This is a genomic window from Methyloglobulus sp., from assembly GCF_964779595.1.
On sequence record NZ_CBAROL010000007.1, the window covers coordinates 1 to 15,492 of the forward strand.

Annotated in this window: 18 protein-coding genes and 1 tRNA gene; 9 read left to right on the forward strand and 10 right to left on the reverse strand. The window is 46.5% G+C overall.

Annotated features, from left to right (window positions below):
- Positions 1–60 precede the first annotated feature (60 nt).
- Positions 61–136, forward strand: a tRNA-Phe gene (locus AC1YY3_RS04250).
- A gap of 119 nt (positions 137–255) precedes the next feature.
- Here the strand turns inward: AC1YY3_RS04250 and AC1YY3_RS04255 are convergent.
- Positions 256–615 carry a HopJ type III effector protein gene (locus tag AC1YY3_RS04255; RefSeq protein ID WP_481823588.1) on the reverse strand — a complete coding sequence of 120 codons (360 nt, stop codon included), beginning with the start codon at positions 613–615 and terminating at the stop codon, positions 256–258.
- Between the two features lie 24 nt (positions 616–639).
- Entirely contained in the window at positions 640–1,125 is a 486-nt protein-coding gene (gene smpB, locus AC1YY3_RS04260; protein ID WP_481823589.1) for an SsrA-binding protein SmpB, read from the reverse strand.
- Between the two features lie 99 nt (positions 1,126–1,224).
- Here smpB and AC1YY3_RS04265 point away from each other — a divergent pair, with 99 nt between their 5' ends.
- The 3 genes from AC1YY3_RS04265 (at position 1,225) to AC1YY3_RS04275 (ending at position 3,446) form a co-directional block, all read left to right on the forward strand.
- Entirely contained in the window at positions 1,225–2,586 is a 1,362-nt protein-coding gene (locus tag AC1YY3_RS04265) for a sodium-dependent transporter (protein WP_481823590.1), read from the forward strand.
- 3 nt (positions 2,587–2,589) lie between these two features.
- On the forward strand, positions 2,590–3,021 hold the full coding sequence (locus tag AC1YY3_RS04270; RefSeq protein WP_481823591.1) for a type II toxin-antitoxin system RatA family toxin: 432 nt from the start codon (positions 2,590–2,592) through the stop codon (positions 3,019–3,021).
- Between the two features lie 62 nt (positions 3,022–3,083).
- The gene (locus AC1YY3_RS04275) at positions 3,084–3,446 is read left to right on the forward strand and encodes an RnfH family protein (protein WP_481823592.1); all 363 of its coding nucleotides are present in this window, start codon (positions 3,084–3,086) and stop codon (positions 3,444–3,446) included.
- A gap of 25 nt (positions 3,447–3,471) precedes the next feature.
- Here AC1YY3_RS04275 and AC1YY3_RS04280 read toward each other — a convergent pair whose 3' ends face one another.
- Positions 3,472–3,993 carry an outer membrane protein assembly factor BamE gene (locus AC1YY3_RS04280; RefSeq protein WP_482194334.1) on the reverse strand — a complete coding sequence of 174 codons (522 nt, stop codon included), beginning with the start codon at positions 3,991–3,993 and terminating at the stop codon, positions 3,472–3,474.
- A gap of 146 nt (positions 3,994–4,139) precedes the next feature.
- Between AC1YY3_RS04280 and fur the strand changes: the two genes are divergently transcribed.
- The 5 genes from fur to ispF all read left to right on the forward strand — a co-directional run bounded on the left by fur (position 4,140) and on the right by ispF (position 7,803).
- Positions 4,140–4,556 carry a ferric iron uptake transcriptional regulator gene (gene fur, locus AC1YY3_RS04285; protein WP_481823594.1) on the forward strand — a complete coding sequence of 139 codons (417 nt, stop codon included), beginning with the start codon at positions 4,140–4,142 and terminating at the stop codon, positions 4,554–4,556.
- A gap of 23 nt (positions 4,557–4,579) precedes the next feature.
- Positions 4,580–5,827: a lipoprotein-releasing ABC transporter permease subunit gene (locus tag AC1YY3_RS04290; RefSeq protein ID WP_481823595.1), complete on the forward strand. Its 1,248-nt coding sequence runs from the start codon at positions 4,580–4,582 to the stop codon at positions 5,825–5,827.
- Positions 5,820–6,497, forward strand: coding sequence for a lipoprotein-releasing ABC transporter ATP-binding protein LolD (gene lolD, locus AC1YY3_RS04295; RefSeq protein WP_481823596.1), 678 nt, complete (start codon positions 5,820–5,822; stop codon positions 6,495–6,497). The genes AC1YY3_RS04290 and lolD overlap by 8 nt, the downstream gene beginning before the upstream one ends.
- A 143-nt stretch (positions 6,498–6,640) precedes the next feature.
- Positions 6,641–7,333 carry a 2-C-methyl-D-erythritol 4-phosphate cytidylyltransferase gene (gene ispD / locus AC1YY3_RS04300; protein ID WP_481823597.1) on the forward strand — a complete coding sequence of 231 codons (693 nt, stop codon included), beginning with the start codon at positions 6,641–6,643 and terminating at the stop codon, positions 7,331–7,333.
- Entirely contained in the window at positions 7,330–7,803 is a 474-nt protein-coding gene (gene ispF / locus AC1YY3_RS04305) for a 2-C-methyl-D-erythritol 2,4-cyclodiphosphate synthase (RefSeq protein ID WP_481823598.1), read from the forward strand. Before ispD ends, ispF begins: the two co-directional genes overlap by 4 nt.
- Before the next feature lie 109 nt (positions 7,804–7,912).
- Here ispF and AC1YY3_RS04310 read toward each other — a convergent pair whose 3' ends face one another.
- From AC1YY3_RS04310 to AC1YY3_RS04340, 7 genes are all read right to left on the reverse strand, one after another.
- Complete coding sequence (locus AC1YY3_RS04310; RefSeq protein WP_481823599.1) at positions 7,913–8,473, reverse strand: chorismate--pyruvate lyase family protein; 561 nt, start codon at positions 8,471–8,473, stop codon at positions 7,913–7,915.
- Between the two features lie 6 nt (positions 8,474–8,479).
- Positions 8,480–10,570 carry an ATP-dependent DNA helicase RecG gene (recG, locus tag AC1YY3_RS04315; protein WP_481823600.1) on the reverse strand — a complete coding sequence of 697 codons (2,091 nt, stop codon included), beginning with the start codon at positions 10,568–10,570 and terminating at the stop codon, positions 8,480–8,482.
- A gap of 53 nt (positions 10,571–10,623) precedes the next feature.
- A complete protein-coding gene (locus tag AC1YY3_RS04320; RefSeq protein WP_481823601.1) occupies positions 10,624–11,025 on the reverse strand; it encodes a RidA family protein in 402 nt (133 codons plus the stop codon).
- A gap of 69 nt (positions 11,026–11,094) precedes the next feature.
- A complete protein-coding gene (locus tag AC1YY3_RS04325; RefSeq protein WP_481823602.1) occupies positions 11,095–13,263 on the reverse strand; it encodes a RelA/SpoT family protein in 2,169 nt (722 codons plus the stop codon).
- A gap of 8 nt (positions 13,264–13,271) precedes the next feature.
- Positions 13,272–13,511 carry a DNA-directed RNA polymerase subunit omega gene (gene rpoZ / locus AC1YY3_RS04330; RefSeq protein WP_481823603.1) on the reverse strand — a complete coding sequence of 80 codons (240 nt, stop codon included), beginning with the start codon at positions 13,509–13,511 and terminating at the stop codon, positions 13,272–13,274.
- Positions 13,512–13,660: 149 nt separating this feature from the next.
- A complete protein-coding gene (locus tag AC1YY3_RS04335) occupies positions 13,661–14,833 on the reverse strand; it encodes a phosphoglycerate kinase (RefSeq protein WP_481823604.1) in 1,173 nt (390 codons plus the stop codon).
- A 33-nt stretch (positions 14,834–14,866) separates the two neighbouring features.
- Positions 14,867–15,433, reverse strand: coding sequence for a thioredoxin family protein (locus AC1YY3_RS04340; RefSeq protein WP_481823605.1), 567 nt, complete (start codon positions 15,431–15,433; stop codon positions 14,867–14,869).
- Between the last annotated feature and the right edge of the window lie 59 nt (positions 15,434–15,492).

Below are 15,492 nucleotides of genomic sequence, written 5' to 3' on the forward strand. Positions count from 1 at the left end.
ATCAATTTCCTGTTGACTACAACGGCATAATCGCGTCTAATGGCGCTCTTTTGTACAGCCGCCCAGGTAGCTCAGTCGGTAGAGCAAAGGATTGAAAATCCTTGTGTCGACGGTTCGATTCCGCCCCTGGGCACCATTGTATGATTCAACGAAATACATCAAACCCGCATGTTGCAAGACATAGCGGGTTTTTTATTGTTCTAATAATGTCTATTAGTAAGTAGGCAGCTAATGTGCAAACTGCTAAATCCAAATTTATTGCACTTTTATTGTCAAAGCCTCGCCATTAAAACGAATACCTTCCCAACCATAGCGCATAAAAGTTCTGATGTTTTGGTGGTCTGTGCCGCTGGGGTTAGGCAATACATCTGTGCGGTAATAATCACCAAACAGGTTTAGGGTTTGTTGCTGATTAAGATGGTGGAGTTTTGCAAAGGCAAAGATTTTACAAGAACCTTCATTCGTGCCAGCAGGGTTAACCACCAGGTCGTCATTTAATCCATTACTGAATTCAGTGGGTTGGTAGTGGTAGTTTTCGGTGATAACAATAATGGTTTCATGAAAACTGATAAGTTCGCCGTGTAAGGCTTTTTCAATAAATTTTTTTAATGTCATAAGCAACTATTTGGTTTTGTTGATTTAGCCGTGCTTCATGATGCGACCTTTCTCGCGTTGCCAGTCGCGGTCTTTGGAGGCGGCGCGTTTGTCGTGTAGCTGTTTGCCTTTTGCCAAGCCGATTTCGATTTTAGCGCGACCATTTTTCCAATACATAGACAGCGGAATGATGGTATAGCCTTTGCGCTCGACAGCACCAATCAACTTATTAATTTCATGGCGATTGAGCAGTAGTTTCTTGTTGCGGATAGCATCGGGATTAACATGGGTTGATGCCGACAATAATGGCGAAATATGGGCGCGGGATAACCAGGTTTCACCTCGTTTTATAACCACATAGCTTTCTTTAAGCTGGATTTTGCCATCTCGCAGGCTTTTGACCTCCCAACCTTCCAAAACTAGCCCTGCTTCAAAGCGTTCTTCGATATGGTATTCATGCGTTGCCTGACGGTTGACGGCAATGGTTGCATTCTGTGGCGGTTTTTTCTTGTTGGGCTTTTTATCGGCCATAATGGGATAGCGAAATTATTTTCCGGTGTATACAGTATAATCTTGCCATTTTACTCGATATACTAACGATAATGGCTATTTATTAAGGGCTTCAAACACATGGCAGACGAAAAAAAATCACAACACGGAGAATGGTCTTCGCGGTTTGCGTTTATTCTGGCGGCGACGGGTTCGGCGGTTGGTTTAGGCAATATTTGGAAGTTTCCTTATATTACCGGTGAGAATGGTGGCGGGGCATTCGTGCTGGTGTATTTGCTGTGTGTGCTGTTGATTGGCATTCCCCTGATGATGGCAGAAACTCTGTTAGGTCGGCGTAGCAAGGAAAATCCGATACACACGATGGAGATTCTGACCAAAGAGGCGGGTGCTGATAAAAACTGGCATTATCTTGGTTGGTTAGGCGTAGCTGCCGGATTTTTAATTCTGTCTTATTACAGTGTGATCGCGGGCTGGGCTTCAGCTTACGTGGTCAAAGCCTTTTTTGGCAGTTTTTCCGGTGCTAATCCCAGTGAAATCAAGGCAATATTCGACAATTTTGTCGCCAGCCCTATGCAATTAATCTTCTGGCACAGCCTGTTCATGTTGGCAACCATGTTGATTGTGGCGAGGGGGATTGAGAAAGGTTTTGAGAAATCAGTCAGATTTTTATTGCCGTGGTTGTTTGCCTTGATGATTTTGATGGTCGGTTATGCGATGACCACAGAGGGTTATTTTAAAGGGCTTAACTTCCTGTTCAGACCTGATTTCAGCAAGTTGACCGCCGATTCCATCCTCGTCGCAATGGGTCAGGCGTTTTTCAGCTTGAGCTTGGGCATGGGTTCCATCATGGTTTACGGCGCGTATCTGCCCAAAGAGGTATCCATAACCAAAGCATCAATGATAATTGCCGGAGCAGATACGATTATCGCTTTGCTAGCAGGCATCATCATCTTTCCTATTGTGTTCAGCAATGGCTTGCATCCCAATTCCGGCCCAGGCTTGGTGTTTGAGACTTTGCCGATTGCGTTTGGCAACATGTTTGGCGGTTGGCTGGTTGGGGTGTTGTTTTTTGTCGCTTTGGTGTTTGCGGCCTTATCTTCCTCCATTGCTTTGATTGAACCGGCGGTGGCTTGGTTGATTGAGAATAAGGGCTTTACGCGTGAAAAAGCCTGTTTGTGGGCGGGTTTAGTGGCATGGGTATTGGGTTTTGCCACTATTTTTTCATTCAATGTTTGGGCTAACGTTAAGCTGTTTGAACGCAATCTATTTGAATTGATTGATTATTTAACCGCCAATTTGATGTTGCCTATTGGCGGATTCTGCATTGCCGTGTTTGCAGGCTGGATCATGAAGCAGGAACACAGCAAACAGGAATTGGATTGTCCTGACGACTTAAGCTATCAAGTCTGGCACTTCTTGGTTAGGTATATTGCCCCTGCTGCCGTGTTTTTAGTATTTTTGAATGTAGTCGGGGTGCTTTAAGGCATGACGCTTGTCCAAAAAAGTGCATTGGTAAAATATTCTGCACAACAAATGTTTGATTTAGTTAATGATATTGAAGCGTATCCGCAGTTTTTGCCTTGGTGTTCAGGCAGTCGTATTATCAAGCGCGAAGACGATGTCGTCGAAGCGGAATTGATGATTTCCAAAGGTGGCTTTAAAAAGTCTTTTTCCACACGGAACACTATTGATATGGGTGGAAAAATTACCGTGTCTTTATTAGATGGGCCTTTTTCCCGTCTCGACGGCGTGTGGAATTTTATACCGCTGCGCGAAGATGCCAGCAAAATCTCCCTGGATTTGGAATTTGAAATGTCCAGCGTATTGGCAAACCTTGCCTTTGGCGCGGTGTTCAACCAGATTTGCAATACGATGGTGGCTTCTTTTACCAGTCGCGCTAAGGAAGTTTATGGTTAGAGAAGTGCTGAACAAGTTGATTCCGCGCATAGTTCGACCGTTCGACAAGCTCACGGCTCACCATGAACGGAATCAACCCATTGCCGTTCGTCCTGAGCTTGTCGAAGGACTTATTCAGAGATTCTTTCGAGATGGGTGACAACGACGAGACCTTGATTGAAATCGAAGTTGCTTATGCCACACCGGAAGAGCAGGTTATTGTTACGATTAACGTATTGCTAGGCACGACGATAGAACAAGCGGTAGAACTATCGGGTTTGCTGATGCGTTTTCCTGAAATAAGCAATTCAGAATTGAAAATTGGCGTTTTTGGGGGTTCATGCAAGCCAGATCAGTTTGTGAAACAAGGCGATAGGGTTGAAATCTATCGACCTTTAATTCACGATCCCAAAGAAGCAAGGCGGCAACGGGCGCTAAAGAACTGAGTCGCATTAAACCTTGTAGCTACGTTCACAACGGTGTCTTAATCTGCGATCCACTATCCGCAGGTTTCGCATCAGGGTCTTTCTTTGGTGCATCATCAATATTATCAAAGCCGAATAAGCCTTTAATCTTTTGCCACATGGTCAGTTCAATATCCCGTTTAGGGACATCGACCGTGGTTTCCTCGGACGGCTTGACGACGGGCGTTGAATTGGGTTTGAAGTCGCCTTGAATCCCAGAAACTAAGCCATCCGCATTAAACAGCACGGAAACCTTTTTTTGCTGGCGGTCTTCGCCGCTGGGCTGGTTGGAATACAGGTAATCCCAGCTTTTTTGGTGAAAAGTATTCACCAACATGGGCGATCCCAAAATGTACAAGACTTGCCGTTCTGTCATGTTAGGACGAAGTTGGTCGATCATCGCTTGGTCAACGATATTGCCTTGTTGGATGGGTATGGTATACACGCCCGGCAAGTTGTTGAGTATGTACGAACAGGAGGCGAGCAACAAGCTACTCACCAGGGTAATACAGAAAAAAACGCTTCTCATAGTCTAACGGGATAGAATCAAAAGTCAGAATCATACAGGATGTCAACCAATTATCCTAAATACAGTCATGCGCCAACTGCCAAAAACAGGCTACAATGTGCCAAACCCCACCCCGATTGTTTAACCGTTGCTTAAAGGAGATAACTGTGGAAACTCATGATCTACGGAACGCGGGTCTGAAAGTGACTTTGCCTAGGGTTAAAATCCTGCAAATCCTGGAAAATCAGGCTACCGACCGCCATCTTACCGCAGAACAAGTGTACAAAATCCTGCTCAGTGAAGATGAAGAAATCGGCTTGGCAACTGTGTATCGCGTGTTAACTCAGTTTGAAGCGGCGGGGTTGGTTACTCGGCATCATTTCGAGGGCGGTAATTCTGTGTTTGAACTGTCAGACGGCGATCATCACGACCACATCATGTGCATCAAATGCGGTAAAGTTGATGAATTTACGGATGAAATCATCGAAACCCAACAAAAGAAGATTGCTCACCGCTTAGACTACGAGTTAACCGCGCACGGTTTATATTTATACGGCTATTGCCCCAACTGCAAAAAATCCTGATCTTTCATTAACTTAAGTTCTTCATGTTTAAACCCCTAATTTTTTACATTGGCCTGCGCTACACGAGGGCAAAACGCCGCACCCAATTCATTTCCTTCATTACTTTAACCTCCGTCATGGGCATCGCGCTGGGTGTGACAGCACTGATTACCGTACTGTCGGTGATGAACGGCTTTGAAGCGGAATTGCGGGAACGTATTCTTGGTATGACATCCCACGCGACCTTGACGGGCAAATACGGACAGTTAGAAAACTGGCCGGAAGCTGAAAATCGCATCAAAAATCAGCCGCACATTCAGGGTTCAGCACCGTTCATTAGCGGTCAGGTCATGATAAATGCTGACCGCCGCGTGAGCGGCACCATGCTCAATGGCGTAATGCCAGAAAACGAACCCAAGGTGTCGGAGGTGGGTAATCGCATGGTTGAGGGCAAGCTGGCTGCTCTAGTGCCAGGTGAATACGGCATTATTTTAGGTGCAGAATTGGCTAAATACCTCGGCACTTTCATGGGTGACAAGATCACTATCATCAGTCCACAGGTCAATTCCACCCCAGCGGGTATCGTTCCCAGGATGCGTCGGTTTACCGTTGTGGGTATTTTCAAGGTTGGCATGTACGAGTATGATCGCAACATGGCACTCATCCATATCGACGATGCAGCCAAGCTATTCAGGCTGGAGTCGGCGGTTTCCGGCTTGCGGATAAAGCTGGATGACGTGTTCAACGCCCCCAAAATAACCCAAACGCTGAGTTCGCAGTTGTCTGACGAGTATCTGGTCAGCGACTGGACAATGGCGCACGAAAATTTCTTCAAGGCTATCAAGACCGAAAAAATGGTCATGTTCATCATTTTGCTGCTAATCGTCGCTGTTGCAGCCTTCAATATCGTCTCCACGTTGGTGATGGTGGTCACCGATAAGCGCGGCGACATTGCCATCCTTAAGACACAGGGGCTGACATCAGGCTCGGTGATGGGCATATTTATGGTGTTAGGTACGATAATCGGTGTGGTTGGCACAATCTTAGGAGCGATAGGCGGGATTTTGCTCGCACTCAATGCTGGGCATATCGTCAGCGACTTGGAGAAATTATTTAAAACCCGCTTTTTACCCGCAGATGTCTATTACATCAGTGACTTACCTTCAAAACTGATCTGGTCTGATGTTTACATGATAGCTGGAGTTGCTTTTGTATTATCTTTGCTTGCGACCATTTACCCCGCGTGGCAAGCCTCAAAAATCAACCCTGCGGAAGTGTTGCGCTATGAATAACGCCAGTATTTTGCAGTGCGAAAACCTGACTATGCGCTATGCCCAGGGCGGTCTGGATGTCGAGGTATTGAAAGGCGTTAATTTCAACATCAATAAGGGCGAATGTGTCGCCATCATGGGCGCATCAGGTTCTGGTAAAAGCACCTTATTGCATTTATTGGGCGGACTTGAGAAGCCTACAGGCGGTAAAGTATTACTGGATGGTATCGACTTGAATGATGTCAGCGGTAAACAATTAGCCAGCTTAAGAAACCGTTCCCTGGGTTTTATCTACCAATTCCACCATCTATTAGGCGAGTTCACCGTGCTGGAAAATGTCGCTATGCCTTTATTGATTGGCGGTCACTCGGTTGAAGAAGCTCGGCATCATGCGACAAAACTTTTGCAACGGGTTGGTCTAGGTCATCGAGTTGAACACAAACCCGGCGAAATATCCGGTGGTGAGCGGCAGCGGGCAGCAGTCGCCCGGGCGTTAATCAATAAACCGAGCGTGGTTTTGGCCGACGAGCCGACCGGAAACCTAGACAGCAAAACCGCCGAAGATGTCTTTCAGTTGATGTTGGAATTGAATCAGGAGCTGAATGTCAGCTTCCTCATCGTCACCCACGATCACGAACTGGCAGGAAAAATGGGCAGGGTATTGCACATGGAAGATGGGGTGATTGTTTGATTTTGTGTAGGAATTATTAAAAGTCCTTCGACAGGCTCAGGACTAACGGAATCAACCCGATACCTCTCGTCCTGAGTCCTTCGGCTTCGCTCAGGAGCGCCTTGCCGAAGGACTTGTTTAACAGTGCCTTAAAAAATATCATAATGAACCAAACTATAAAATTCTGGGCAGTCGTACCCGCCGCTGGCGTAGGCAAACGAATGAACGCCGACAGACCGAAACAATACCTGGAATTGGCTGGGTTTATGGTCATTGAGCAGACCTTAGGTCGTTTACTGCAAGCGGATGTTTTTTCCAAAATTGCGGTTGCCATTTCGGTCGAAGACCCTTACTGGCCTGAACTTGGCATTGCTAATCATGAGCTTATCATCACTGCACCGGGCGGAAAGGAGAGGGCGGATTCGGTGTTGTCGGGTTTAAAGTCGATACGCGATCAAGCTAACGATGACGATTGGGTGCTGGTACATGATGCCGCGCGGCCTTGCCTGACTGCCAGCGACATTCGGTTATTGATTGATACGCTGATTAATGATGATGTTGGCGGTATTTTGGCGCTATCTTCGCACGATACTTTAAAAAGCGTTCAGGATGGGAACATTCTTGATACCTTAGATAGACGCACAATATGGAAGGCGTTAACGCCACAAATGTTCCGTTACGGGATGTTAAAATCTGCACTGGAAGATACCGCTGGCAACCTTAGAGTCACCGACGAAGCCAGCGCATTGGAGTTAATGGGATTTACCCCGAAAATCGTCGAAGGTCGTCCAGACAATATCAAAATCACCCGACCTGAAGACTTAGCATTAGCGCAATTTTATATGGAGCAACAGTGATACGAGTAGGTCAAGGTTACGATGTACACCGCTTTAACGATGGCGAGCATATCATTTTAGGCGGCGTAACAATACCTTACGAACAAGGCTTGGAAGCGCATTCAGACGGTGATGTGGTGCTGCACGCGCTTTGCGATGCGTTGCTGGGTGCGGCGGCATTGGGTGATATTGGTAAACATTTTCCTGATACCGATCCTGAATTCAAGGGTGCGGATAGCCGTGTGTTATTGCGGCATGTCTATAGCATCGTCCAAGAACAAGGCTACAGCCTAGGTAACGCGGACATTACGATAGTCGCCCAAGCCCCCAAAATGGCACCATATATCGCCGACATGTGCGGGAATATTGCGGCTGATTTGCAAGTCGAAATCAACCAGGTCAACGTAAAAGCCACCACCACCGAAAAACTGGGTTTTGAAGGCCGCAAAGAAGGCATTGCCGTACATGCCATTGTGATAATCGAAAAATAACACGTCAGCGCGATATTCACCACCGCTTATATATCTGACTGATACATTAGTCGGATGCCGTTTTTATCTTTCTTCACTTGGTATGTACGACTAATGGATTCCGCATTAGCTAATGTGCCAATATTTCCGGCAGAAAAAATTCACTCACTAACATAGGTCGCTTTTGGATGGCGTAGACGGTTCGTCGTCCCCAGATATTTTGGTTGATGTGTGCTTTTTTTTGTGTTTGTGCCGTCCAATCAGTTGGGCTTATTGAAGTTAAATCCATCGTTACCCTTTCCAAATCAGGATACGAAAAAATCACTTCACCTAATGGACGAGTACCTAAATGCGCGAGGTTGCGGTGGGCGACCTTGATGGTTTCTTCAGGAATAATGGTTCTTGCCAGCAGCAATGGTTTACCTTTTAACTGTAACGCAACTTCGCGGATCAAGCAGTATCGGGATAACGGCAAATGGAGTTGCCTGCGCTCACTCAAGAACGGTGTGCGCCACTGGTGGAAAAGGATGTTCACGGTGATAGTGTTGCCATAATAGTCGCGTAGTCGCTGGGTCAACGAACCGGCTTCGTAAGTCCAGGACTGGACGGATTCGGGCAGGGTGTGATGGCTGCCTCGTCTGTGTTCATGCCAATCGGGTTCATGGTCGAACAAAATACTTTTGGTGGTCAATGGGGTTTAAACCTCGGAATAATCGGGATTGTGGCCTAACCAGCGGTCAATTAATGGCACTATGGCTTCGGGCATATCAACAAAAAGAGAATCGGCGATGGTCGGGATATTATCCAGCAAATCGGCATCCCTGACCAAATCGGCAACCCTAAAATTCACTTGTCCAGTCTGGCGGGTACCCATGACCTCACCTGGGCCACGTAACTGCAAATCCTTTTCGGCGATCAAGAAGCCGTCGTTGCTGTCCCGCAGGATACCTAATCGCTGACGGGCATTATCGGACAAGGGCGATTGGTACATTAGCAGGCAAAAACTGTCGTCATTGCCTCGCCCTACTCGTCCCCGTAATTGGTGCAGTTGTGACAAGCCTAGTCGTTCGGGATTTTCGATTATCATCAAGCTGGCGTTAGGCACATCAACGCCCACTTCTATGACGGTGGTGGCGACTAACAGGTCAATTTCATGGTTTTTGAAAGCCAGCATGATAGATTCTTTTTCTGATGCTTTCAGCCGTCCATGTAAGAGTGCGATACGTACGTCAGGCAAGGCCGCCGTTAATTTTTGTGCCGTTTTTTCGGCGGCTTCGCATTGGAGCATTTCCGATTCTTCGATCAGCGTACACACCCAATAGGCCTGCTTTTTGCTGTCTATCCAGTTATTGATCCGGCTAATGACCTCGTTGCGTCGTTCTCCCGGAATCACGCTGGTGGTGACTGGCTTCCTGCCGGGGGGTAGTTCATCAATGATAGAAATGTCCAGATCGGAATACTGCAACATCGCTAAGGTACGCGGGATAGGCGTGGCAGTCATCACCAATTGATGCGGTCTGATACTACCTTGCTGACCTTTAGCCCTTAATGCCAGTCGTTGATGCACACCGAAACGGTGCTGTTCGTCGATGATGATTAAGCCTAAGCGATGGAAAAATACCTCGTCCTGAAATAAGGCATGGGTGCCGATGATGATGCCTGCCGAGCCATTTTCCAACGTCAGTAAAATTTCTTTGCGTGGATTGCCTTTTACTTGCCCAGTGAGCAGAACGATTTGGGTACTGAAATCGTTAAACCATGCACTGAAATTGCGGTAATGCTGCTCTGCCAGTAATTCTGTTGGGGCCATGACGGCGACCTGATAATCAGCAGCCAAAGCCAGCAAGGCTGCATAAGCGGCGACTATGGTTTTACCGGAACCAACATCGCCTTGCACCAAGCGCATCATAGGATGGGGCTGTGTGCAATCTGCTGTAATTTCTACCATTACCCTAAGTTGGGCTTCGGTCAATTTGAAAGGCAATGCGTCAATGAATGGTTTTGTGGCAACGGAGTCGGTAGCAAAAAGAGGCGCTTGCCAGGCTTTTGCCTTATGTTTTGAGAGTTTGAGGCTTAGATGATGAGCTAACAGCTCTTCAAATGCCAACCGTTTAAGTGCGGGGACGCTGCCGTTTTGCAGGGCTTCGGTGGTTATTGTTGCATCTGGCGCATGTAAGGTCTTAATCGCTCCCGCTAATGACGGGTAATGGTGCTGCTTAAGGACGACATCGGGAAGCCAGTCCCTTAACGCTTGGGCTTTATCATCGCAAATGGCTAGTGCTTGCTTGACTGCTTTTCTGACAACATTCTGGTTAAGCCCTTCTGTTAATGGGTATACAGGGGTTAAATGGGATTCAGTGATTGCCTTGTTAGGTGATGAAATGACCGTGTATTCAGGATGAACCATTTCCAATCCAGCATAGCCAAACCTGACTTCCCCAAAGCAACTAATCGCTGCTCCCGGCTTGAGCGTATTGTGTTGCTGGGCGGTAAAATGGAAAAACCGTAGGTCGATAAAGCCCGTGCCATCGTTAATCCGGCAGATTAGGTTTTTGCGGCCTCGTGGTAGCACATCTATAAATTCAACCTTACCGCTGATGAGTGCAGACATTCCAGCCGAAAGTTTAGCTATTGGGTAAGTGCGGGTCCGGTCTTCGTAACGGATGGGCAGGTGAAACAACAGGTCTTGGATAATTGTTATTCCAAGTTTTTCCAGGTTAGCCGCAGTTCGGCTGCCTATTCCCGTCAAGGTTGTAACGGATTGCCTAAGAGTGTCCGGCACATTCATGATCGGCTACCAGATTCTTGCAAGAATAATGTTTGAACGGACGTTATATTTTATCAGTTTGAAAAATCTTGCTGATTGAGTACCATGATAGCATCCATTTCCACCTGTGCAGCTTTGGGTAAAGCAGCAACGCCAACGGCGGCACGCGCCGGGTAAGGTGCTTGAAAAAAGCCCCCCATGATCTCATTGACGATGGGGAAATGCGCTAAATCCACCAAAAAAACATTCAGTTTTACAATATCGGATAGATTGCCACCGGCGGCTTCTGCAACGGAATTCAAGTTGTTGAAAACTTGGGTAATTTGCGCGGAAATATCACCTTCAATCAACACCATTGTTTCAGGTACTAAAGGAATTTGCCCTGATAAATAAACCGTATCATTAACTTTAATTGCTTGAGAATACGTACCTATGGCTTGGGGAGCTAGTTCGGTATTGATGATGGTTTTAGTCATGTTAGCGTGGCACTAGGGTGGCGGGTATGTCGATTAAGTAGCAGACACGTAAGCATAGAAGGATTTAGGTTACGCTTTTACCCGTGTAATTTTTATCACAATCGGCAGTTCTTTCAGCTTCCGCATGATTTTAGCAAGATGAACACGATCTTTTACGCTGACGGTGATTAAATCGACGGAAAGGCGGGAATCTTGCTCGATTACGGTGACATTTTCAATATTGGAATCATGTTCTGAGATTGTGGATGCCACAGTTGCCAGCGATCCGCGCTGATTTAGGACTTCAAGCCGAAGTTCAGCCGGAAATTCGCCTGTTGCATCTTGACTCCATTCCACATCTAACCAACTGGTTTGTTTTTTCCTTACTTCATTGCTATTGCGGCATTCGTGATGATGCACGACGATGCCTTTGCCAGGATTAAAAAAACCAATAATGGAATCGCCAGGAATAGGACGGCAACATTTTGCCAAGGTTATTACCATACCTTCCGTACCTTTGATAACCAAGGGTGATCTCTGGATTTGATCGTTATCTTCCAGGCGTACCGCCGCGTTTACATCAGACTGGGTCAGTCGTTTGGCAATCAAGAATGGCATTTTATTGCCTAAGCCAATATCTTCTAGCAATTCATTCAAGGTCTGTTTGTCGCTAATTTTGAGTAAAGCGTTAATTCGAGACTTGTCGATATTTTCAAGCTGCACGTTCATGGCTTGCAACTCTTTATCTAATAGGTTACGACCTAAGCTGATGGCTTCTTGTTGTTTGAAATTTTTCAGATAATTACGAATGCCAGACCGCGCCTTGGCGGTGGTGACATAATTAAGCCACAGCGGATTTGGCCGTGCCCAAATTGCGGTAATAACTTCCACCGTCACCCCATTTTCGAGTTTGGTTTGCAATGGCACCAGTTTTCGATCAACTCTGGCAGAAACACAAGCATTACCAATATCCGTATGCACAGCGTAAGCAAAATCAATAATGCTTGCGCCTCTAGGCATTTTGATAATCTCGCCTTTGGGCGTAAACACGAAAACTTCCTGCGGGAACAGGTCGATCTTTAAGTTGTCGATGAACTCCAGAGAATCGCCAGCCGTTTGCTGGAGTTCCAGTAAATCGCGCAGCCATTCGTTAGCACGGTCTTGAAACTTATCATTTTTGTCATCATCAGATTTGTACAGCCAGTGCGCTGCAATACCGGATTCCGCCATGCGGTGCATTTCGTGCGTCCTAATCTGAATTTCGATAGGAAAGCCATAAGGTCCGATCAAGATGGTGTGTAAAGACTGATAACCATTGGCTTTGGGTAGGGCAATATAATCCTTGAATTTACCTGGTATCGGTTTATACAGGTTATGAACGATACCTAGAATGCGGTAGCAATCATCGACGGTATTACAGAAAATACGGAACGCATAGACATCAAAAACATCGGTAAGGGAAACTTTTTTGTGCAGCATTTTTTGATAAATGCTGTAGAGATTTTTTTCTCGACCCGATACGTCACAGCTTAAACTGTCTTGTGAAATGCGGCTTTTTAACGTGCTTTCGATAACATCAATAACTTTACGACGGTTACCACGGGCTTTTTTTAGGGCATTTTCTAGGATGTTATAGCGCCGTGGATACATCGCCTGAAAGCTCAATGCTTCCAGTTTATGTCGGATGTTGTTCATACCCAGCCGATTGGCAATCGGGGCGTAAATATCCAGGGTTTCCTTGGCGATACGACGTTTGGTTTCGGCTGGCATCGCCCCTAGGGTTTGCATGTTATGCAGCCGGTCAGCAAGCTTGACCATGATAACGCGCAAATCTTTGCCCATTGCCAGGAACATTTTGCGGACATTTTCGGCCTGCGTTTCGGCGTGGGATTTGCTGTCGATCTTAGTCAGCTTGGTGACGGCATCGACCAATTCAGCAACTTCAGGGTTAAAGATTTTTGCTATTTCTTTTTTACTTACCCCTGTGTCTTCGATGACATCATGCAAGATAGCCGCCATAATGCCGTTTGCATCCATCCGCATTTCAGCAAGGCTGATAGCAACTGCGACCGGATGGCAGATATAAGCTTCGCCGCTTTTGCGAAATTGACCGGAGTGGGCTTTTGCACCAAATTCGTAGGCGCGAACACAATCGTCAATCTGGGCTTTGTCCAGATAGTCGGACAATGTCGAACACAAGCGCCGTACCAGTTTGTCCTGGGGGCGTTCAAGTTCGATAGTGTCAGCGACTTCTAGCATGGTTACATTTAGAACATAGGGGGCTTATCGATTACTTCACCAGTACGGTGCAGTAGATTGATGTTTGCTTCAGTAACATGACCTTCTGCAATTTCGCGTAAGGCAAGCACGGTGTCTTTATCCTTGTTGCGCGGCAAAAATTCGGTTGCACCATGACTTAACTGGCGCGCCCTTGTGCCTGCCAGTAAAACCAATTTAAAACGGTTTTCTACATGTTCTAAACAATCTTCGATAGTGACTCTTGCCATTTTGTTTCCTTATATTTTGGGTAATGATGCTAAGACCATAGCTATGGTCAGTTGGTTCTAATCTAACACGTTTATCATTAAATCAACTAAAAAACAACGGTTTGTTAGGAGTAGCTTTAAATAAAAACCGTATTTTATTGATTATACTGCTAACTTCTCGATTCTAATATGGCAACCGCCGGCAACTCCTTGCCTTCCAGGAATTCGAGAAATGCCCCGCCACCGGTCGAGGTATAAGACACCTTATCCTCAATGTCATATTTGTCGATAGCGGCAAGGGTATCACCGCCGCCTGCAATTGAAAATGCAGGGCTTTCAGCAATCGCCATCGATAAGGTTTTAGTGCCGTTGCCGAATTGGTCGATTTCAAATACGCCGACTGGGCCGTTCCAGACTATCGTTCCGGCAGATTTCAGGATGTCAGCATACTGCTTGGCAGTATCGGGGCCGATGTCGAGTATCAAATCATCGGCTTCAACGTCGGCAACTTGTTTAACAGTAGCCACCGCATTTTCCGAAAATTCTTTTGCACAGACGACATCGGTAGGGATGGGGATATCAGAACCAGCACTTTTTGCAGCGGCTATCAAACGCTTGGCTTCTTCAATCAAGTCGGGTTCGTAAAGCGACTTTCCGACTGGAAAACCCATTGCTGCGATAAAAGTGTTGGCAATTCCGCCGCCGACAATGAGCTGATCGACCTTTTCTGACAAGGATTTAAGCACTGTCAATTTAGTGCTGACCTTAGAGCCTCCGACAATTGCAACCAGCGGTTTGGTTGGAGTTTCCAGCGCCTTACCTAAAGCATCGAGTTCGTTGCCAAGCAAAGGGCCAGCACATGCAATAGGGGCAAATTTGGCGACGCTGTGCGTGGATGCTTGTGCTCGGTGTGCAGTTCCGAAAGCATCCATAACAAACACATCACATAAAGCGGCCATTTTTTTGCCTAACTCATCGCTGTTTTTTTCTTCGCCAACATTAAAGCGTACGTTTTCGCACAACACGACTTCACCTGGATTGACAGTAATGCCGTCCAGCCAGTCGCGTTCGAGACGAACAGGTTTGCCCAGCAAGCTGGACAGACGTTCAGCGACGGGTTTCAATGAAGATTCTTCATCAAACTGTCCTTCAACCGGACGACCTAAATGGGACATCACCATCACAGCAGCACCCGCTGCCAAGGCTTTTTCAATGGTTGGCACGCTGGCCTGGATGCGAATATCGCTAGTCACTTTACCGTTTTTGACAGGCACGTTCAGGTCTTGACGGATCAATACCCGCTTGCCGGACAAATCCAGGTCAACCATTCTTTTTATCGACATATTTCTTACTCTCGTTTTTGTGTTGTTAAAGTGTTATTGGTTTGCGTCTTCTTTCCATTTGATTGAGCAGCCGAGACTTGCGATTTGATCTTGTGGGCCATGACCGGAATGAGCAACCAGTTTCATGGCTTCAAACAGGTCACGCCGCGTGCCATCGGGTGCGGTATCTTTGCGGCTGGCATCCAGACGACCACGGTATTGCAATTCAAAATCTGCGTTATATCCAAAGAAATCGGGGGTGCAAACTGCGCCATAAGCTTTAGCGACTTCCTGGGTTTCATCTATTAAATAAGGAAACGGGTAATTGTATTCCGCCGAGATAAGTTTCATATTTTCATAAGAATCTTCAGGATAGTTGACTGTGTCATTGGACATTATCGCAACCGATTCAATGCCATAGCCCTTTAATTCAAGGGCATCACGGAGGATACGTCCATGCACGGCTTTTACATAAGGGCAATGGTTGCAGATAAACATGACCAACAAGCCGTTCCTACCCATACAATCCTGTAAAGTCCAGGTTTTGCCGTCAACACCAAGTAGGTTGAAATCCGGTGCTTGCACGCCAAAATCGCAGACAGGGGGGTTAAGAGATACCATGATCGTTCCTCATTGATTAATAATGATTGGTTTTGTTGCGTTCTAATGCTGCTAATGTA